Source organism: Almyronema sp., from assembly GCF_052168255.1.
GTDB classification, from domain to species: Bacteria; Cyanobacteriota; Cyanobacteriia; order Phormidesmidales; family Phormidesmidaceae; genus Sphaerothrix; species Sphaerothrix epifaneia.
The window spans coordinates 1-18851 of record NZ_JBQLZL010000102.1 but is presented as its reverse complement, the minus strand read 5'-3'; the positions used below and the strand labels follow the sequence as shown (position 1 = coordinate 18851).

The 18851-nt window shown below is 50.3% G+C and carries 16 protein-coding genes; 9 read left to right on the top strand and 7 right to left on the bottom strand.

The window, feature by feature from the left end:
• Positions 1–16: 16 nt before the first annotated feature.
• Positions 17–889 (bottom strand): class I SAM-dependent methyltransferase, encoded by an 873-nt coding sequence (locus ACTS3T_RS21390; RefSeq protein ID WP_462935678.1) that lies wholly within the window; start codon positions 887–889, stop codon positions 17–19.
• Positions 890–964: 75 nt separating this feature from the next.
• Here ACTS3T_RS21390 and ACTS3T_RS21385 point away from each other — a divergent pair, with 75 nt between their 5' ends.
• Complete coding sequence (locus tag ACTS3T_RS21385; protein ID WP_462935677.1) at positions 965–1414, top strand: hypothetical protein; 450 nt, start codon at positions 965–967, stop codon at positions 1412–1414.
• Here ACTS3T_RS21385 and ACTS3T_RS21380 read toward each other — a convergent pair.
• Positions 1411–2436, bottom strand: coding sequence for a glycosyltransferase (locus tag ACTS3T_RS21380; RefSeq protein ID WP_462935676.1), 1026 nt, complete (start codon positions 2434–2436; stop codon positions 1411–1413). The genes ACTS3T_RS21385 and ACTS3T_RS21380 overlap by 4 nt on opposite strands.
• Positions 2437–2593: 157 nt before the next feature.
• Positions 2594–3352 (bottom strand): aspartyl/asparaginyl beta-hydroxylase domain-containing protein, encoded by a 759-nt coding sequence (locus tag ACTS3T_RS21375; protein ID WP_462935675.1) that lies wholly within the window; start codon positions 3350–3352, stop codon positions 2594–2596.
• Positions 3353–3682: 330 nt separating this feature from the next.
• Between ACTS3T_RS21375 and ACTS3T_RS21370 the strand changes: the two genes are divergently transcribed.
• Entirely contained in the window at positions 3683–5710 is a 2028-nt protein-coding gene (locus ACTS3T_RS21370; RefSeq protein ID WP_462935674.1) for an elongation factor G, read from the top strand.
• 182 nt (positions 5711–5892) lie between these two features.
• Here ACTS3T_RS21370 and ACTS3T_RS21365 read toward each other — a convergent pair whose 3' ends face one another.
• Positions 5893–6687, bottom strand: coding sequence for an FkbM family methyltransferase (locus ACTS3T_RS21365; protein WP_462935673.1), 795 nt, complete (start codon positions 6685–6687; stop codon positions 5893–5895).
• A gap of 232 nt (positions 6688–6919) precedes the next feature.
• Here ACTS3T_RS21365 and ACTS3T_RS21360 point away from each other — a divergent pair, with 232 nt between their 5' ends.
• A complete protein-coding gene (locus ACTS3T_RS21360) occupies positions 6920–7273 on the top strand; it encodes a hypothetical protein (RefSeq protein WP_462935672.1) in 354 nt (117 codons plus the stop codon).
• A 240-nt stretch (positions 7274–7513) separates the two neighbouring features.
• On the opposite strand, the gene ACTS3T_RS21355 is transcribed toward ACTS3T_RS21360, so the two are convergent.
• The gene (locus ACTS3T_RS21355) at positions 7514–8791 is read right to left on the bottom strand and encodes a phospholipase D-like domain-containing protein (protein WP_462935671.1); all 1278 of its coding nucleotides are present in this window, start codon (positions 8789–8791) and stop codon (positions 7514–7516) included.
• A 161-nt stretch (positions 8792–8952) separates the two neighbouring features.
• Positions 8953–9429 (bottom strand): hypothetical protein, encoded by a 477-nt coding sequence (locus ACTS3T_RS21350; RefSeq protein ID WP_462935670.1) that lies wholly within the window; start codon positions 9427–9429, stop codon positions 8953–8955.
• 229 nt (positions 9430–9658) lie between these two features.
• Here ACTS3T_RS21350 and ACTS3T_RS21345 point away from each other — a divergent pair, with 229 nt between their 5' ends.
• The 5 genes from ACTS3T_RS21345 (at position 9659) to ACTS3T_RS21325 (ending at position 16795) form a co-directional block, all read left to right on the top strand.
• Complete coding sequence (locus ACTS3T_RS21345; RefSeq protein WP_462935669.1) at positions 9659–10366, top strand: endonuclease III domain-containing protein; 708 nt, start codon at positions 9659–9661, stop codon at positions 10364–10366.
• A gap of 116 nt (positions 10367–10482) precedes the next feature.
• Entirely contained in the window at positions 10483–11418 is a 936-nt protein-coding gene (locus ACTS3T_RS21340) for a hypothetical protein (RefSeq protein WP_462935668.1), read from the top strand.
• A gap of 376 nt (positions 11419–11794) precedes the next feature.
• Positions 11795–12355, top strand: coding sequence for a YHS domain-containing (seleno)protein (locus ACTS3T_RS21335; protein ID WP_462935667.1), 561 nt, complete (start codon positions 11795–11797; stop codon positions 12353–12355).
• Between the two features lie 203 nt (positions 12356–12558).
• The gene (locus ACTS3T_RS21330; RefSeq protein ID WP_462935666.1) at positions 12559–15198 is read left to right on the top strand and encodes an ATP-binding protein; all 2640 of its coding nucleotides are present in this window, start codon (positions 12559–12561) and stop codon (positions 15196–15198) included.
• Between the two features lie 37 nt (positions 15199–15235).
• On the top strand, positions 15236–16795 hold the full coding sequence (locus ACTS3T_RS21325) for a hybrid sensor histidine kinase/response regulator (RefSeq protein ID WP_462935665.1): 1560 nt from the start codon (positions 15236–15238) through the stop codon (positions 16793–16795).
• 49 nt (positions 16796–16844) lie between these two features.
• Here ACTS3T_RS21325 and ACTS3T_RS21320 read toward each other — a convergent pair whose 3' ends face one another.
• Positions 16845–16985, bottom strand: coding sequence for a hypothetical protein (locus tag ACTS3T_RS21320; RefSeq protein WP_462935664.1), 141 nt, complete (start codon positions 16983–16985; stop codon positions 16845–16847).
• 17 nt (positions 16986–17002) lie between these two features.
• Here ACTS3T_RS21320 and ureC point away from each other — a divergent pair, with 17 nt between their 5' ends.
• Positions 17003–18712 carry an urease subunit alpha gene (gene ureC, locus ACTS3T_RS21315; RefSeq protein WP_462935663.1) on the top strand — a complete coding sequence of 570 codons (1710 nt, stop codon included), beginning with the start codon at positions 17003–17005 and terminating at the stop codon, positions 18710–18712.
• The last annotated feature ends 139 nt before the right edge of the window (positions 18713–18851 follow it).

Genomic DNA, 18851 nt, shown 5'->3' with positions numbered 1-18851 from the left:
CCTTATCTCCTGCCGCTTAAGCTACGCCACCGACTGCGGCGTCTAAGTCTAAAAAGGCAGCATTAGCCATGACTTCATCAGCAGATTGACCCACAATCGGCTTCACCCCCCGGCTGACCTGATGCACCCACCAAACGGTTTCACTACGGACAGCGCCAAAGCCTGCGGCTCCTAACCAAGCATCAAGGCTGTGCTGAGCGTAGGCTTGAATGTAGGGTTCTTCAAAAATATCCATCAGCCAGGTGGCTTGTCTGAGCGTGGCCTGACTGCCATCGAGAATGATCACTTCTCCCCCGGTAGTCAGCAATCGAAAGGCTTCTTGCAAAATCCGCTGGGAGACTTCAGGCGGCGTTTCGTGAAAAAGGAGGCTGGCTGTTACCAGGTCAAAGCTAGCTGCGGCAAAGCCTGTAGCTTCAGCCGGAGCGTGAACAAAACTAATATCTAAGGCTTGCTGCTGGGCTTTGTCTTCGGCCACCTTCAGCATGTAAGGCGAGAGATCTAAACCGATAACGTCAGCCTGCGGAAAGGCTTGCTTGAGCAGTAGCGTGGTCGATCCCGTACCGCAACCCAAATCTAAAATGCGCCGTGGTTTTGTTTCAATTCGCTCGACTAAAGCCTGCCTAACCCAGGTTTCGTGGGGGGGTAATACGTACTGGGTGATGGGGTCGTAGGTGACGGCAGCATCAGCCGTCAGGTAGCCGCCTTGAATGCCGTGAAAATTTTGCTGTTGATAATAGGCCGGATAAGTCAGGGCTGGATTTTGCAGGCGATCGCGTTCTTGCTCCCAATCAACCTGGTTGCGGTAGTGCAACAGGGCTTCGCGATCGAGCAGAAGGTTAAACACAGGCGCTAAAAAGCGCTCAAACAAGGTGTCTTTAGCCGTAGCCATAGGGGTTTAATGATTGCATCTCTCAATAAATTTTAATAAATTGGCGGTAAGGACTGACGTTTTGGGTTGCTTTCTGTGAACACCAATTTAGAGCCAACGGGGGAACCAGCGCCTCGCTTGACCTCAGAAGGGCTAGAGCAAATTTTAGGCTGGTGGCAGCAGCGCCTAGAAAACTCTCAAATGCCGCAGCCGTCAACCGAGACGACAGCCACGACGCTGGGGCAGCAGTATCGTCATTTGATGGAAGTTTTTTGCGTGGTGAAGGCGGGGGGCGTAGCAGGCCAGCTACAAGCCGCCCAAGCTTTGCTACAACGAGAACAGGCTGAGCTAGAAGCTACCCTAACCGCTGCGATCGCCGCCAAAGATAGCCACAAAATTGATCAAGTCGGCCAAGAGCTAGAAGAACTGCAAAAGTCTGTTAGCTGGCGGGTGACTTTGCTCAAGGCTATTCACCCTGAAGACGAAGCTTTGGTTCAGTCTCAGCTTGCCAGAATTGAGCAGGTGTTGAGGGCTGTCTCTGCCTAAGGAGTGGGCTTAGTTGCCGACTGGCGCTGGCGACCGATGACCTCGCGCACCCGATAAATGGGGCGCTGCTGCGATTCGTGATAAGTCCGCATTACTAGTTCAGCCAAGAGGCCAAAGCTAAAAAGCTGAATTCCGGTGAGAAATAGCACAATCGCTAAAAACATCAGCGGGCGATCGCCAATATCTTGCTGGCCTAAAAACTTAACCCAGGCCAAGTGAAAACTAATGACCAACCCCGCCAGCATCGACACCAAGCCAAATGAACCAAACACATGCATGGGGCGAGTCAAAAATCGCTTCATGAAGTAGATCGTAAACAAATCCGTCACCACCCGCAGCGTTCGCCCTAAGCCATACTTGCTTTGGCCAAAACGACGAGCGTGATGGTTGACAGGCATTTCGGTAATTCTGGCTCCTTCAATGAACGCCAGGGCAGGCAAAAAGCGATGCAGTTCGCCATAGAGGTGCATGTCGCGTAAAATTTCGGCTCGATAGGCTTTGAGCGAACAGCCATAGTCGTGTAGCTCAACTCCCGTAACCCGGCTAATTAACCAGTTAGCAATTTTAGACGGCAGGAGACGAGTCAGCTGGTGATCTTGCCGATGTTGACGCCAGCCACTAACCAGGTCATAGCCTTCTTCGAGCTTGAAAAGCAGTTGGGGAATGTCAGTCGGGTCATTTTGCAAATCGCCGTCTAGGGTAATGATGTATTCGCCCTCGGCATAGTTGAACCCTGCTGCTAGGGCAGCCGTTTGGCCGTAGTTGCGGCGCAGCAAAATGGCTCTAAAGTGAGGGCGATCGCGGGCATATTGCTGTAGCCATTCAGCCGAACCGTCGGTAGAGCCATCGTCTACACAAATAATTTCATAAGTTTGCACTGTCTGTAGCGCTTGCTGAAGCGCCTCAACCAGCATTGGTAAGCTTTCAACCTCGTTATAGATAGGCACAACGACCGAAACTGGCGAGGCGATCGCCCAAACTGGCTGAGATGAATAGGCTAACTGTTCCGTTGAACCCTGCATTTTGGCTTCTAACTCCTACGTGCGATCGTAGCCGGGGGCTATGCCTGGGCGTGTCTGCTCATTAACCTGGTTAACCCCAGGCTCAGGTGGCATGCAATCAACAACCGTCAACCAGCCGACAGTGACCTTGGCGGCTAGGTTGACAGCCTCAAGCAACTTACTGTAGGGCTTTTTCAAACTGCTTTTCCCAATGGGCGTAGTTAGCTTTAGCCTGCTTGACCAAAGGCGAGACAACCAACAGGCGAGCGATGAGACTGTTCACCCAGGAGAGAGGCCAGCGAAAAGGGCGAGCAATATCTAAAAAGAGAACGACGCGGTAGCCATCCGTGTGATTCCAGGCTTCGTGGTAATAAGTATCGTCAAAAATTAAGCTTTGACCTTCTTGCCAGTGAGCTACCTGATTGCCCACGCGAATACCACATTCGCTTTGTGGTTCTGGCACAATTAGCCCCAAATGATAGCGAATCAAACCCTTGTGCTTGCCTCGATGCTCCAGAATGTGTTTGCCTGGAGCCAAAATTGAGAAAAAAGCAACCTTTAGTCCCGGAATTTTTTGCAGCATCTGCCAGGTTTCGGGGCACTGCTGGCAGTTTTGAGTGGCGACAAAGCCGAAGGCACAAAAATAGTAAGTTTTCCAGCCGTCTGTGGGGCTGATGCGCTGCTGGCGCGGCATGATGTCTTGAAAATTGGGCAGCGCATTGACGTACTGTAGAACCTGGTCGAGTTCTTGCCGAATGGTTTTCCAGTTGGCTTCTAACTCATTCGCCCAGGGAAACGGGTCTTTAGTAAAAAAAGGCGTATTGCCCACCAACGAGGCTTCTCCTAACCACGCTTCTAACTGGCGGTAGCGAGAACTGTCAAAAATGGGGTGGAGGGGCGTTTCTGGGCTGTGAGGTTCGGTAGCAGAAAATGACATAACGACTGACTTGCGTTTTAGTCTACTTATCTTCTCATTCAAAGCCAAAGCACAGACACAAATTTTTACCGCCATCGGGTCGTAGCGATAAGTTTAAGCTTTTTCAGGCGTATTTCTAAACAGAGACTTTACGTTATAAACCGCAAGATGGCCTTACTTTTCTTAGCCTGATAAACTTTTCCAAACTGTCTAAACTTCCAGGTTATGAACAGGTTAATCTGAGGCTAAAGCAAATCGGGATCACAACAAAGTCTCTCGATTGAGGCGATCGCGCTGCAAAGAGCGAGATAGCTTCTGCTTTTTGTTTCTTAGTAATATAAGGGGCGAATTATGACCCAGAAAGCATTATCGGGCTCACGAAACGTGGCGATTGTGGGTCCTTATTCTAGCGGTAAAACGACTTTGCTAGAAAGCTTGCTTCATGTCACTGGAGCAATCTCACGCAAAGGTAGGGTCGAAGATTGTAATACAGTCGGGGATGGAACGCCAGAAGCCCGCGATCGCCAAATGAGTGTAGAAATTAATGCCGCTAGTACTGAGTACGGCGGCATTCGTTTTACGTTTTTAGACTGTCCTGGATCGGTGGAACTGCCACAAGAAACTTACAATGCCCTGATTGGCGTGGATGCCGCCGTTGTAGTCTGCGAAGCCGACCCTACGAGGGTATTGACGCTTTCATCCTTGTTTCAGTTTTTAGACGAGTGGGAAATTCCCCACTGGATTTTGATCAACAAGATGGATCGCGCCACGGCCAGCTATCGAGATATTCTCAATGCGCTTAAAACCGTCTCAAGCCGACCGATCGTGCCGCACCAATATCCTATTCGGCAAAAACATGATCTCGTCGGCTTTATTGACCTCGTGAGCGAGCAAGCCTATCACTATCATTCGGGTGCCCCGGCGGATCCGGTACCGCTGCCTGCGTCGCTACAAGCAGAAGAAAAGGCCGCTCGTACCGAAATGCTAGAAGCACTCGCCGACTTTGACGACCATTTGCTCGAAGAACTAATTGAAGAAATTGAGCCGCCGCAAGAAGAAATTGTTCAAGACCTGAAAATGGAGCTAGGAGCCGATTTGATTGTGCCAGTGCTGTTTGGCGTGGCCAATCAAGACTATGGGGTACGCCCGCTTTTAGATGCTTTGGTGAAAGAAGCCCCTGAACCAGAAGTTACGGCTCAGCGGCGCGGACTCGATGCTGCCGCCGACACTGTGCTAGCCCAGGTGCTCAAAACCTACTACACGCCGCAAGGCGGCAAGCTTTCGCTGGTGCGAATTTGGCAAGGTTCTCTTCAAGACGGCGAGAGCCTCAACGGTGAACGCCTAGGCGGAATTTATCATTTGATGGGGCAGCAGCAACAAAGCCTAATGACGGCAAACGCTGGCTCAATTGTTGCGATCGCGCGTTTAGAAAAGGCGCAAACGGGTGATACCCTGACGCTCAACAATGGTCAGCCCGAAGTAGCACTTCCTCAGGCCGAACGCTTAGATCCGGTGTATGCGCTGGCGATCGCCCCAGAAAATCGCAGCGACGAGGTTAAGCTCAGCAGTGCCCTAAACAAGCTGCTAGAAGAAGACCCGTCCTTAGTGTGGGAGCAGCACGGCGACACCCATGAAGTAATTCTTTGGGGTCAGGGCGAAATGCACCTGAAGATTGCTCTGGATCGGCTCAAGCGTAAATACAACCTGCCAATGAGTACCCATCCGCCGCGAGTACCCTACAAAGAAACAATTCGGCGGGCAAAGTCGGCTATTCATGGCCGCTACAAGCACCAGACGGGCGGTCATGGTCAGTTTGGCGATGTCTACCTCGATATTCAACCGCTAGACCGGGGGGTAGGCTTTAGCTTTAGCGACAAAATTGTGGGTGGAGTCGTCCCCAAACAATATATTCCTAGTGTTGAAATGGGGGTACGTGAATACCTCAGTCATGGGCCGCTGGGTTTTCCGGTGGTGGATGTTGAGGTGGTGCTAACCAACGGCTCTTACCATGCGGTAGATAGTTCTGAGCAAGCGTTTAAGCAGGCGGCTCGAATTGCTATGCAGGAAGGATTGCAGGCGTGTGAACCAACGCTGCTAGAGCCAATTGCCACGGTGGAAATTTCGGTGCCCAACACATTTACCTCTAACGTGTTGAAGCTAATTAGCGGCCGACGGGGTCAGATTTTAGGCTATGAGGCGAAGGCCAAGTGGCGCGGTTGGGATTGTGTATCGGGGTATATCCCAGAGGCGGAACTGCAAACGCTGATTTTAGAACTGCGATCGCTGACGATGGGAGTAGGCTTCTTCAACTGGAAGTACGACCACCTCGATCCGGTACCAGACAAGCTGAAAGAGCAAATTTTAGCAACCTACGAATAGGTTAGAGGATGTTTGAAAAGGTATTTGCTGCGTAGCAAAACAGTTTAGCTCCCCCTTAAATCCCCCTTAAAAAGGGGGATTTTTATCCTCTCTTTTCAAGCAGAGCTAGGGGAGATTGATGAGTGCCTAAAGTCACAACCATTGGTTTTTCAAATACCCGCTTAAGCAAAGCCTCTTAAATCCTAAGGTTCTTCATCACATTGGTTAATAATATTATTTCTTATGTTTTGATTGACAAAGAGGGCATCTCCATAGCGAATTTGGCCGTTTTTCGCTCTGTATAAGTCATAAACATCAAAAACAGAATAGCCAAATTTAGAAAGAAACGACCAAATTTCGTGAAAAAGAGGAGAATTTTCGTAATGGGCGATAAACATAATTTCTATGTATATCAGCGAAACATTACCTGTGTTCAAAATTGAGGTTGCCCCTTGCAAAGCTTTGAGTTCACCACCTTGAATATCAAATTTCAATATATCTATTGTGCCAATGTTGTTTTCCTGGACAAATGAATCTAGATCTATAGTCTCTACTTTGATAGTGTGCTTAGTCTTCGCTAGCTTAGGATAGTATCTTCTTTCAGATTGAGGTCTAGGCAAAAGTGAATGGGTGGCATCAAATCCATTGACATAAAATGTGGTTGTTCCTTTTGCTTGAGCAACGGCCTTTGACACGACATGTATTTTTGAGTCGGCAGAAAACTGTTTTTGTAGTTCAACGACTGAATCTGGAAACGGCTCAAAGCAGTAAATTTCTGATGTAGGAAATTTGGCGCGATATGTTTCAACGGTTCGACCTTTGTGAGCACCGATGTCAAAAATAGAAATGTCTGTCTTGTTTAAACTACTGAGGATCTGGCGCTGAGCTTCAAAAGGTTCAGAGGCAAAGGAGACGCCTGGTATACCTGCTCTTTTTCTGCTGATTTCGTAGCCAAGTTTATTCACCGTTGCTTTAGCTAACCGCTTGAAAAAAATCATTTAGGTTATCTCTCCAGTTTCTAACAACCGTTTTCTGGCTAAAATTGGCATCCAATACCAACCATGAATGATAGCTAAAAGCAGAGAATAAAAGGAAAGCTTTTCTGTGGGTAGCTTATAGCCATTGAAGTGTCTCAACTTTGATAGCTCTCGCTATATTTATGAGAAAAAATATTGCAGCTAGCCACCCGTTTTGATCAATGGAGTCTCTAAAAAGAATAGGAGCAGATGAATGAGTGAAAGCAATTTTGGTGACCGCATCAGCTTTTTTAAGAAAGTGACTTTTAGAATCATTCGTGTGACTTCACTGCTTTGTTTACCTATGCTTTTTCTCTGGATCTTTGGCACACCGGGCACGCCTCAAAATGCATATGCGAGAGGATGGAATTTAGGCTTTCAGACTCTTTACCAGTACTTTTTGGGTGGGTGCAGTTTAATGATTATTTATCTTATTGCGGAAAAAATCTCCCAAAGATTTAGCGCCCTGCTTTACGTTAACCTGGTTTTTATTAGTATTTCCTGGATATTTTTGGTCTATTCGGCGTTTAATCTTTCTCGGGCTTTTCAAATAATGTTTTCAGGTTAGCGATCGCCAGTAGCCCAACGCCTTTGAACTTCAGGACAGCCTGATTTCTTTTGTCGTAAGCTGCGATCGCCGTTTTCTATTCTTCTATCACATTCAGTTGCTTGAGCAGTATTTAAGCAGATGCAGCTAAAACAATTGCTAGAAGGGTCATCAAGCTGCCTGCTTTTAGTTCAACATCTAGTCTCAATGTTTTAGCCGCTTGTTAATCCATTGGGCTGGCCTAGGCTTTGCTAAAAGCGATCAAAGTTGCCAGTAAATAGATAAGCTACAGCGACCATAAAGCTTTTTGGCGAGCGGACGCGATCGCCAGGTTGCCAAACTAACAGATTTGCTTTTAGTAAAGGCTTGCAAAAAAAGCTGCTCTAGCTGATTAACCACAAAAGGTTGGGCTGTTGAGAAGTTTAGCTCATCGTTATGAAAAAAGCTGCGCGGATCGAGATTGGCACTCCCCAAACTTACCCAATCCTGGTCAATCAAAATGAGCTTTGCGTGCATCATGCTGGGCTGATATTCGTAAATTTCAATTCCATTGCTCAGCAGTTCACCATATAGCTCTCGTGAGGCGTAATAAACGTAGGGTTTATCGCTGAGAGAACCCATTGTCAAAATCCGCACGTTGACGCCTTGCCGCGCCGCCTGAATTAAAATTTGCCGCGTGTTTTGCTCAGGGAGTAAATAAGGACTAGCAATCCATAGGCGGCGGCGGGCTGAAAGGGCATAGAGCTGAATTAAGGAGCGAATCGAAGATCCTCGAAAGCTGGGATCTTCGCCAGCAGTTACCAGCAACGATTCATTAGCTGTTGCAGAGTCGATTTGCCAGCCAATATCCGCTAGATTGACAGACTCCCCGGCGTCTAGCCAGTGCTGTAAAAATAAACCTTTGAGCCGTGTCAGCACCGGGCCTTGAATACACACTTCAGTGTCTAACCAAGGTTTGATTTCGCCGTTTTCTCCTCCATCCCACATATCTGAAATGCCAGCGCCGCCCACCAAAGCTTTTGTTTGGTCAATAATCAGCAGTTTGCGATGATTGCGAGCCAAAAAGTCAGTCGGCGATCGCCAGCTAAATGCATTAAAAAAGCGTACTTCCACCCCGGCTGAACGCAGCTTTTGCCAGTAGCGAGACGACAGCGATCGCGCCCCAAAGCTATCAACTACAAGCTGAATCCTGATGCCGTTTTTGGCCTGCTGAATGAGCGCTGCGGCAAAGTCATCAGCCCGCTGGCCAGGGGTCATAATGTAGGTTTCAAACTGAATCGACCGCTGAGCGCTACGAATGGCCTGTAACCGTTCAGCCTGGATGGTTGCAATATCTGCCCAAAAATGAGTAATCTGCCCTGGCAGATCGATAGAGTCAGAAAGGCTGGCGATCGCCTCTATAAAATGACGCTCTTGCGGACTCGGCACCTGAGAGAGCGAATAGCTAGGATGCTGTCGAAAGGCTCCGCGAAAATACAGCACGAGCAAGCTCACCAAAATCAGGATGCCTGCAATGCCCAAACCCAATCCTAAAACCACGATTTAGTTTCCCTTGGCTGCTTCACTGCTGACATCGCCATCTTCATAGGGCTAACCTAGCTCAGCCCCTCAAACTATCGTTGATGGCAAAAGTGCTGCCTGCACCTTACTGAATTACCCCTGCGATCGCGCTAGCCAAAAGAAAGAATTTAGCCATCGTCTTAATAAGCTGGCAAATTTTGGTCAGCGTGGGCGGCTCGGTACGAGCGATAAGCCGCTAGCGAACCATTAAATTCCAAATCAATCTCAACTGCACTGCCGATGCCGTTCGCAACCCGTACCACGCTGACGATCGAGTAATCATCGCTGGCAACGGCCACCGGACTACCGCCTCGAAAGGCAAAGCGGTAAGTTTCCAGGCCAATTTGCTGACAAGGCAACGTTTCTACCGTGACAGAACCATGCATAGCCCGCTCTGCTCGATAGGTTTGCAGCCCACCGTTGGCCTGCTCGGCTGCTCGGCGAGCCAGGTTTTTGGCAGCATTAAGCGCCCGCTGCGCCTGCACCGCACTGGGGTTAGTCAAATCAATCGGGCAATTGTTTAGCGATGCCGCCGTCGGTTCTGATTGGGCCAGACTACTGGCAGGCAAACTTGCCAGACCCAGCAGGGCAACCGTTACTAAAATCAACCTTTTCATCAGAAAATCGTTAGCTCAACAAATTCAGTTAGAACACTACCCGCAGGACGATCAGCCGCCCCAACTACTTTAGATCACAGCGCAGTCCGGTGTCTTTGCCATCAGGCTGTAACCATTCTTATTTCTGCCATTGAGCGGTTTTCTAGCCCTGGCGATTGACAATCTACCCTAGAAGGGGGGTGTTTTCGTTAGGCTAGTAGAGGCCCGTCTTGTTGAGGGTGAGTCATCTTTGCAACTCGATTTTCTTACCCATTCGCCGTCTAGCCAACTGGTTGAAGTGCATCAGCGGCTGTGTGGCCTCTACAGTTGTCCCATTCCCTATTTTCATCACCTCGATCCGCTCAGTGAGCTAATTTCGGCGTTGCTCTCGCACCGAACGCGCAATGCCCAATCTGGCCAAGCCTATCGACAACTGCGGCAGGTTTTACCCACCTGGGAAGCGGTACGCGATGCCCCGCTTGAGCAGGTACAAACTGCGATCGCCCCCTGCACCTGGCCAGAGCAAAAAGCGCCGCGTCTGCAAGCGGTGCTAAGGCACTTAACCGCAATCCGGGGGGAACCGCTGTCGCTCGACTTTTTAGCAGACTGGCCTGTCGCTTCTGCCCGCGCTTGGCTAGAGTCTATTCCCGGCGTTGGCCCCAAAACCAGCGCTGCGGTTTTGGCCTTTAGCACGCTGCGGCGACGCGCTTTACCTGTAGATAGTCATCATCATCGGGTAGCAATGCGGCTGGGGCTAATTCCGCCAAAGCTGGCAGTTGGCCCTGCCCACGCTGTTTTAGCGGCTCAGCTACCCGATGACTGGTCTGCTCAGCAGGTTTACGATCATCATGAAGTTTTGATGTTGCACGGGCAGCGCTGTTGTCATTACCGCCAACCGCAATGCGATCGCTGTCCCTTGTTGGATTTATGCCAATATGGGCAAACTCTAGAAACATGAAGGCTTTACAAAAAAATCACTGAATACTCCGGGATTAGTACGCATAAAGGTGTTAAGTGATACATAACAATAAAGTGTTTTTCTCTTAGCGTTCATTTTCTAAGGCTCGCAGTTCCATGTTTTTGCAATTAGACCGTTGGGCAAAGTCCTTTAGCCAGATAGGAACCTTGATGCTATCGGTCACGCTGACAGGTGGTTCGCTGCTTCAAGTTGAGGCTGCTGCCCGCCCCCCTCAGCTCGTTCCTTGCCAAGCGGCTACGACCTCGTCTCCTGACCCTACGTCTTGTGCGATCGCCCAAACAACCACCAATCCAGCCGTCCCGCCTCTGCCCGAAACGCTACCCAGTGCCTTTCAACCTGAAGCGGCTGGTATTGTCGGACTTTACCCCGAACCTGATCAAGACATTGGCGTGGGGCACTTACGCCCGCGCAATCTAGACTTTTTTGAAACCAGCGACTGGGTTGAGAGTCCGCTTCGCGGGGCTGGCTGGCTCAGTGAAGTGGCCATTCCCCTCTACGAATCTCCTGAAGGTCGCCACTGGGGTTGGATTATCAATGGTTGGCTAGTGCCCAACGGCTATGAACCCATTGCCATTGGCCGAGATGCTTCTTTCACCATGCTCCACACCTTTTACGACCTGTTTTCCTTCCCCGTGATCGAAGTGCGGCCAGATGGGTGGTTTCGGTTTCAGTACAGCAGCGCCGGAACGGTCTGGGCGCATACGTCTCACCTCAACTTGGGCGATATTGATCTGATGGTAGAGATGTGGGAGGAGCGATTTTTAGAAGTGGGCTGGGTGTATTTTCGTAATCAGGGAGCTGCTTACGCACTGCGATCGCAGCCTGATACCACTCAACCGCTGCTCAGTTCCGTCGGTAATGATAGTTTTATCGTTCCTTTATTGTTTGAAGGCGACTGGATGCGGGTGCGAGTGACGCAACCTGTAGACGGCTGCGAGTTTTTACCCGGTGCCCGCACCCAGGAAGGCTGGATGCGCTGGCGGCTACCCGATCAGGGAGCGCGAATTTGGTATCCGCCTAAGGGTTGTTAAAATTTCAGCCCAATGGCAGACTCGCGAATTACTGGAAATTTATTAAACAAATTAGTTAAGTAAATCTTCAGTGTAGAAACTACTGAAGCACAGCCTCAAGTTTGAAGACCCACGTAGTATTGTCGGTAGGGATACTCGAAACGTTTGCTATCAGCGTAAGACAGGCGATTTCTTGTTAATTAAATCAGCAAATCGTCAAGCCTGAATAAGCGCTAACTTCGACAGGCAGGGGCATCTAGCATCAGCAGACTTGTACTAATTTTTACTGAGTAGGTCGGTTTAGGCGGCTTCATTGACAGAAAATTCAGTACATTTACGGAAAGCTGAAATTGAAGGTTAGGCTTGCAAGTACAATCACGCTTTCTTTAGCACCCAAATGGTTTTGCGTTTTTTTTCAACCCTGGCAGTGGGTTCTGTAGCCGCCTTGACGGTGGGATGTGCAAATCAGGCAATGTGGGGTTTAAGCCCGTCAGCCATGCCTGCAACCCCGCCTGCCAGCCTACCCGCATCGCTGGTTGAGCCTGAGGCTTTACCACATCTTAATATTGACGAACAAGGGCGAGCGCTGCGGGGATATGACCCGGTGGCTTATTTTGCCAAAGACCAAGCGATTCTAGGATCTAAGCAGTTTACGGCTGAGTGGGAAGGCGCAGTTTGGTACTTTGCCAGCGCCCAAAATCGAGACTTATTTATGAGTTCGCCAGCAGCCTACGCGCCAGCCAATGGCGGCTACTGTACGTTTGGGATTGTTTTAAGTAAAAAATTTGATGGCGATCCGACGGTTTGGTTGCTAAATGAGGGTAGGCTTTATCTTTTCTTAAATGAAGAAGTTAAAGCCAAGTTTTTGCAAGATGAGGTTGGCAACCTGGCTAAGGCTCAAAATAACTGGCCCAAAATCAAAGACAAGTCGCCTGAGGAGTTAGCCAATTTGAGCTAACTGACTTTAGCTAAAGCTGCGGTAGCCCCCCTTAGCAAGCAATGCTCCAGTCACCCCCCAGGAAACCTAAAAATAGTGTTCTGTCTAGCTTTTTGCTCAGCGTTGAACCCCAACGAGCAGCAACACTATACCCTCATTGCATCTGTCAACTGAAACGCTGACAGGGTGGCTACTCGGACTGTGTATGGGAGGCGATCGCGCTCATGAGACGAAAAGGAGTCAAACTCGCCCGCCAGTTTTCTTTACTGGCCGTTGTTGCTCTCAGCGTGACAGCAGCCCTGGCGCTATTAGATTTTCGCGATAAAGCAACCACCAACAAAATCCTGGCTCAGCAAGCCCATCTCCTCGACGTCCAGCAAAAAATTTCCCGCCTTGAGCGCGAACTGCTTACAGCCCGCCTAGAAGAAGAATCAGGCATTATCCGTCAACACCAGCCAGCAGCATTTACCCAATTTCAGCAGCGTTTGCAAACCATTGCCTATCTAGCCCAACACCTAATCGAAACCAGCCAAAACGTTTCCTTAACTGACCACACCACCGCGCTGCTGAGAACCTTGAGACGCTACGAAAACTCCGTCCAGCACACGCTAAAAATTCAGCAGCGCATGGGCTTAGGCGAGACTGCAGGCTTGATCACTGCCCTCACCGATTTACAACAGCAAATTAAAACTCAGCTCGCCACCGTCTCTGACCAACAGCTAATGCTGGAGTTTACTCAGCTACAGCTTTACAGCCAAGACTTCAGCGTCAGCTTAAACATGAAGCAGGCTGATCGCTTGTTGAGTCAGGCCACCCAGCTAAAAACAGCCGTTCAGCAAAAAAACTTACCCGCCGATCTGCAGCAAAGTTTGCTCACCGACATTAGCCGCTACTACACCCTGCTAGAGCAGCTCATTAACGATACGGTAGAGCTAGAGCTTGCCATTTCAGACAGCGCTCTACAGTTTGATCGAATACTGCCAAGCTTGGCTCACAATCAGCAGGTGGTCAACCAGTTATTAGAAACCACCTCCGATCGCCTGATTCAGCAGCAACAACTGTCTAAATTGCAAGCGGTGACCGTTTTTAGCGTTGCTTTTTCGGTGCTGCTGGGGTTTGTCATCTATCAGGTACAAAGCGCTCAGCAGCTAATTAGCCGCCTGCGCCAATTGGCTGAAGGTATGCGGGAGGTAGCCGCAGGCCATTCTGTGAAGCAATCTAAGCTGCCACAAGGAGACGACGAAATTGGTCGCTTAGCCAGCACGTTTTTATCCATGGCGTCCCAGATTCAGGTGCAGATTGAAACCACTAAGCAGGCTCAAACGAAAGCCGAAGTGGCGAACCAGGCAAAATCGCAGTTTCTCGCCCACATGAGCCACGAATTGCGCACCCCGCTCAACGCCATCCTGGGTTTTACTCAGCTGATGAGTCAGGATAGTTCGCTCAATCCTGAACAGCGATCGCAGCTTGACATTATTAACGCCAGCGGTGGGCACCTGCTCGATTTGATCAACGACGTGCTGGATATGGCCAAAATCGAAGCGGGTAAAGCCAATCTAGATATCAGCCAGTTCGACCTGTTTGAACTTCTCGAAACGCTGGAAAAAATGCTACAGCTCAAAGCTGAAGCTGCTGGGCTGAAGCTGATTTTAGAGCGATCGCCCACTTTGCCGCGCCGCATCAGTACCGATCAGCGTAAGCTACGTCAAATTTTGCTCAACCTGCTGGGCAACGCCGTCAAATTTACCGACCAAGGTCAAATTACCCTCAGGGCTTGGGCCGAAGCGATCGATTCAACCGCAGCGACCAAGCAGCAAAAGCTGTGGTTTGAAGTCAGCGATACGGGCCCCGGCATTGCTCCCCCAGATATGGATCGCCTATTTGACGCTTTTAAGCAAGGGCGGCATCGTCGCCACGCCACCGAAGGCACTGGCTTAGGACTGACCATTTGCAAACATTTTGTCGAGCTGATGGCAGGCCAAATTTCGGTTTGTAGCCACCCAGGAGAAGGCACAACCTTTTGCTTTTATATCTACGCAGAACCCGTAATGCCGCTGCTAGCTCCTCATCCGCAGGCTAACCCCATTGCTGTGCAGCTAGCGCCCCATCAGCAGCCCTACCGCATCTTGGTGGTAGAAGACGATCGCCTCAGCCGCTTACTCTTGGTGCAACTGCTCAAAAACATTGGCCTGCAACCCCGAGAAGTTAGCAACGGTGAAGAAGCCGTTGAAGTTTGGCAAAGCTGGCAACCCCACCTTATTTGGATGGACATGCGCATGCCTGTGATGGACGGCTATGAAGCCACTCGACGAATTCGGCAGCTAGAACAACAAGCGCAGCAGCCCCCCAAAAACGCCATCCAACCTGAGACGGCTGCCAGCGACAGCGACGCACTTATCAACCCGGATGATCAAGCCGCTGCCGTCCATCCGGCTATTCCTTACACCAAAATTATTGCTCTAACAGCCAGTGCCTTTACCAAAAGCCAGCAAGGTATCTTAGAAGCAGGCTGTGACGATGTTTTGCACAAACCCCTAAAGCGGCGGCTGATTTTAGAAAAAATGAGCGAACATTTAGGAATTCGCTATCTTTATCAAGAACTGCCCCCGCCCCAAGCGGTTTCTGCTCTTCAGTCTACCGCCACCGGGTTAACCCCCCATCTACTGAAAAATATGCCAGATCCTTGGATCGATCAGCTCCATCAGGCGGCTCGTTTAGCCGATAGCGAGGCGATCGCCGACTTGATCGCTCAAATTCCGGCTACTCATCAAGCTTTAAGAACGGCGCTTAAAACTTTAGATGAGCAATTTGCCTACGAAACGATTTTAGAAACCACCCAGCTTTTAACCAGTCGTGTCTCTTAGCCAGTCAGTAGATAAAAAATCTTTAAATTTTTCACCCATGAAAACGCCAACCCCCTTAACTCCCCCTGATTGCTCAACCGCTTTAGCCAACATCTTGGTTGTGGATGACAAACCCAACAACGTCAAGCTTTTGTCTAAAGCGCTTAAAACTCACGGATATTTAGTCAGAGGGGTACTTTCTGGCAAAATGGCGCTGCGGGCAATTGATGTGCTGCCAGATTTGATTTTGCTAGACATCATGATGCCAGAAATGGATGGTTTTGAGGTTTGCCAGCGAATTAAGGCAATGCCTGAAGCCCAGCATATTCCAGTGATTTTTTTGAGTGCCTTACACGACACCGAAAATAAGCTCAAAGCTTTTGAAGTGGGCGGTGCCGACTACATCACCAAACCTTTTCAAATTGAAGAGGTTTTAGCCCGGGTTAATCATCAAGTTCGCTTTCAGCAGCTACAGCTACAAATTCTCGACAAATCCACCAAGCTAAAAGAGCAAAACCTCCAACTACAGCGCGAAATGCGAGAGCGGCTAGCAGTGGAAGCGGCTCTACGCCAGTCGGAAGCGCGTGAACGCGAACGCGCCAGCGAACTGCAACAAACGCTAGAACAGCTCAAATGGACCCAGGCGCAACTGATTCAGCAGGAGAAAATGTCTAGCCTGGGGCAGCTTGTAGCCGGAATTGCCCATGAGATTAACAACCCGGTGAGCTTTATTTATGGAAATTTGCAACATGCCCGCTCCCACGCGGCGGATCTGTTGAACTTAATTGAGTATTATCAGGCCGCGCTACCAGCCCCTCCAGCGGCAGTGCAAGCTGCTATTGAAGAAATCAACCTGGAGTTTATTGCTGAAGATTTCCCTAAGCTCATTACCTCAATGGATGTTGGGGCGGCTCGGATTTGCGAAATTGTGCGATCGCTCAAAACATTTTCACACCACAGCGAAGCCGAGCTGAAGTGGGTTGATATTCATCAAGGGCTAGACAGCACACTGATGATTTTGCAAAACCGTCTGAAAGCCAATGGGGCACAACGGGCGATCGAGGTGATCAAAGAGTACGGTGACTTACCCATGGTTGAGTGCTATCCCAGCCAGCTCAATCAGGTCTTTATGAACCTAATTTCCAACGCCATTGACGCTTTAGAAGAAACTCGCTGGCGTCCGATAGAAACTCAAACTCAAACTCAGGCCGAACACCCGCCGGAAAAACAGCCCAGCATTCGCATTCGCACGCAGATGACTGGCAACGAGCGAGTGGCAATTTACATTGCCGACAACGGCACGGGCATTCCCCTAGAGGCGCAGCAAAAGCTGTTTGATCCTTTCTTCACCACCAAAGACATTGGCAAAGGAACCGGGTTGGGGCTTTCAATTAGCTATCAAATTGCCGTTGATCAACACGGTGGCGAGCTGCGTTGCGTTTCAGCACCCGGTCAGGGTGCCATGTTTGTCATTGAGGTGCCGCTGGCCCAAAACGAATCTCACGGACGAGGGCGGCACGGTTCCCGGTTGGGGGAGTCGGAAGGGGACTACGCCCCTGAGCCAGCCGCCGCCGAACCTGTGGTGCTCAATTTTCGCTCATCTGCCCCAAAACGGTAATTGCCCAAACCCGTTACCGGGTGCAAAGACGGCCAGCTAGATAAGGAACCTAAAGGTTTAAAAAATTGAGTAATCGGCTGAGAACAGCGCGATCGCCCTTAGAATAAGGCGGAATGTAAGCCGTGTGACCACTTGCTGTAAAAGCTTGCCCTAGAGTGATTCCGGCTACCCCACCCGCAAAGATTCGCAAAGATTAAGGAGTGCTGCATGAGTTATCGCATGGATCGCCGCGCCTATGCTGAGACGTTTGGGCCGACCGTGGGCGATCGCATTCGCTTAGCCGACACCGAACTCATCATCGAAGTCGAGCAGGACTACACCACCTACGGCGACGAAGTCAAGTTTGGCGGCGGCAAAGTCATTCGCGATGGCATGGGTCAGTCACCGATGACGCGAGCCGAGGGCGCGGTGGATATGGTGATTACCAACGCGCTGATTCTCGACTGGTGGGGCATCGTCAAAGCCGACATTGGCATTAAAGATGGCAAAATCGCCAAAATTGGCAAAGCGGGCAATCCCTACATTCAAGACCGGGTGGATATCATCATCGGCCCAGCCACCGAAATTGTGGCCGGAGAGGGGCTGATCGTTACTGCGGGGGGCATTGACTCTCACATTCATCTCATCTGTCCGCAGCAGATCGAAACCGCGATCGCCTCTGGCATTACCACAATGATTGGCGGCGGCACTGGGCCAGCCACAGGCACCAACGCCACTACCTGCACCCCTGGCGCTTGGAATATCTGGCGAATGCTGCAAGCGGTAGATGCCTTCCCGATGAATCTGGGTTTTTTGGGTAAGGGTAATAGCGCCAAACCAGCAGCCCTAGCCGAGCAGGTGCAGGCTGGCGTTATGGGGCTGAAGCTGCATGAAGACTGGGGCACAACGCCAGCAGTGATTGATACTTGTTTGGCCGTGGCTGACGAGTTTGACATTCAAGTGGCGATTCACACCGATACGCTCAACGAAGCGGGCTTTGTCGAAGATACGATCGCAGCTTTCAAAAATCGGGTAATTCACACCTATCACACCGAAGGTGCCGGAGGCGGCCATGCGCCTGACATTATCAAAGTTTGCGGTGAAGCTAATGTGCTGCCTTCGTCTACTAACCCCACTCGGCCTTACACCCGCAACACCCTAGACGAACACCTTGACATGCTTATGGTGTGTCACCACCTTAGCCCCAGCATTGCCGAAGATGTTGCTTTTGCCGAGTCTCGCATTCGCCGCGAAACCATTGCTGCTGAAGATATCTTGCATGACTTGGGAGCCTTCAGCATGATTGCTTCTGACTCGCAGGCGATGGGGCGAGTGGGCGAAGTAATTATTCGTACCTGGCAAACGGCTCACAAAATGAAGGTGCAGCGTGGGTCGTTGAGCGAAGACAGCGATCGCAATGACAATTACCGGGCGAAGCGCTACATTGCCAAGTACACCATTAACCCAGCCATTACCCACGGTATTGCCGACCATGTGGGTTCTTTAGAAGCGGGTAAGCTGGCGGATATTTGCCTGTGGAAGCCTGCTTTCTTTGGCGTCAAGCCCGACATTGTGATCAAAGGTGGCCTCATCGCTTGGGCGCAAATGGGCGACCCCAATGCCAGCATCCCCACCCCCCAACCCGTCCACATGCGACCGATGTTTGGTAACTATGGTGGCGCGATCGCCGCAACTTCTTTAACTTTTGTGTCGCAAGCAGCCGCAGAAGCTGGCGTCGCTGAGCAAATTGGCTTGGCAAAACCAGCGGTGGCGGTGTCAAACTGCCGCAATCTCAGCAAAGCCGATATGAAGCTCAATGCGGCAACGCCCCAAATGCAGGTTGACCCCGAAACCTACGAAGTTCGCGCCGACGGCGAACTGCTGACCTGCGAACCCGCCGAAGTGCTGCCAATGGCACAGCGCTATTTTTTGTTCTAACGCTGGCTACTAGACCTAAAACCCTTAAATGGCAGAAAGTCGCAGGCAGCACCGCTTTCCTGCTGTCTGCGGCTGTCTGACTGCCGTTATACCAATTCTTCAAAAGAAAGGTACAGATGAGACTGACGAAACGTATGCA

Coding starts and splice junctions, on each gene's coding strand:
- ACTS3T_RS21390 (WP_462935678.1), bottom strand. CDS start 889: ATGGCTACGGCTAAAGACACCTTGTTTGAGCGCTTTTTAGCGCCTGTG.
- ACTS3T_RS21380 (WP_462935676.1), bottom strand. CDS start 2,436: ATGCAGGGTTCAACGGAACAGTTAGCCTATTCATCTCAGCCAGTTTGG.
- ACTS3T_RS21375 (WP_462935675.1), bottom strand. CDS start 3,352: ATGTCATTTTCTGCTACCGAACCTCACAGCCCAGAAACGCCCCTCCAC.
- ACTS3T_RS21370 (WP_462935674.1), top strand. CDS start 3,683: ATGACCCAGAAAGCATTATCGGGCTCACGAAACGTGGCGATTGTGGGT.
- ACTS3T_RS21365 (WP_462935673.1), bottom strand. CDS start 6,687: ATGATTTTTTTCAAGCGGTTAGCTAAAGCAACGGTGAATAAACTTGGC.
- ACTS3T_RS21360 (WP_462935672.1), top strand. CDS start 6,920: ATGAGTGAAAGCAATTTTGGTGACCGCATCAGCTTTTTTAAGAAAGTG.
- ACTS3T_RS21350 (WP_462935670.1), bottom strand. CDS start 9,429: ATGAAAAGGTTGATTTTAGTAACGGTTGCCCTGCTGGGTCTGGCAAGT.
- ACTS3T_RS21340 (WP_462935668.1), top strand. CDS start 10,483: ATGTTTTTGCAATTAGACCGTTGGGCAAAGTCCTTTAGCCAGATAGGA.
- ACTS3T_RS21335 (WP_462935667.1), top strand. CDS start 11,795: ATGGTTTTGCGTTTTTTTTCAACCCTGGCAGTGGGTTCTGTAGCCGCC.
- ACTS3T_RS21330 (WP_462935666.1), top strand. CDS start 12,559: ATGAGACGAAAAGGAGTCAAACTCGCCCGCCAGTTTTCTTTACTGGCC.
- ACTS3T_RS21325 (WP_462935665.1), top strand. CDS start 15,236: ATGAAAACGCCAACCCCCTTAACTCCCCCTGATTGCTCAACCGCTTTA.
- ureC (WP_462935663.1), top strand. CDS start 17,003: ATGAGTTATCGCATGGATCGCCGCGCCTATGCTGAGACGTTTGGGCCG.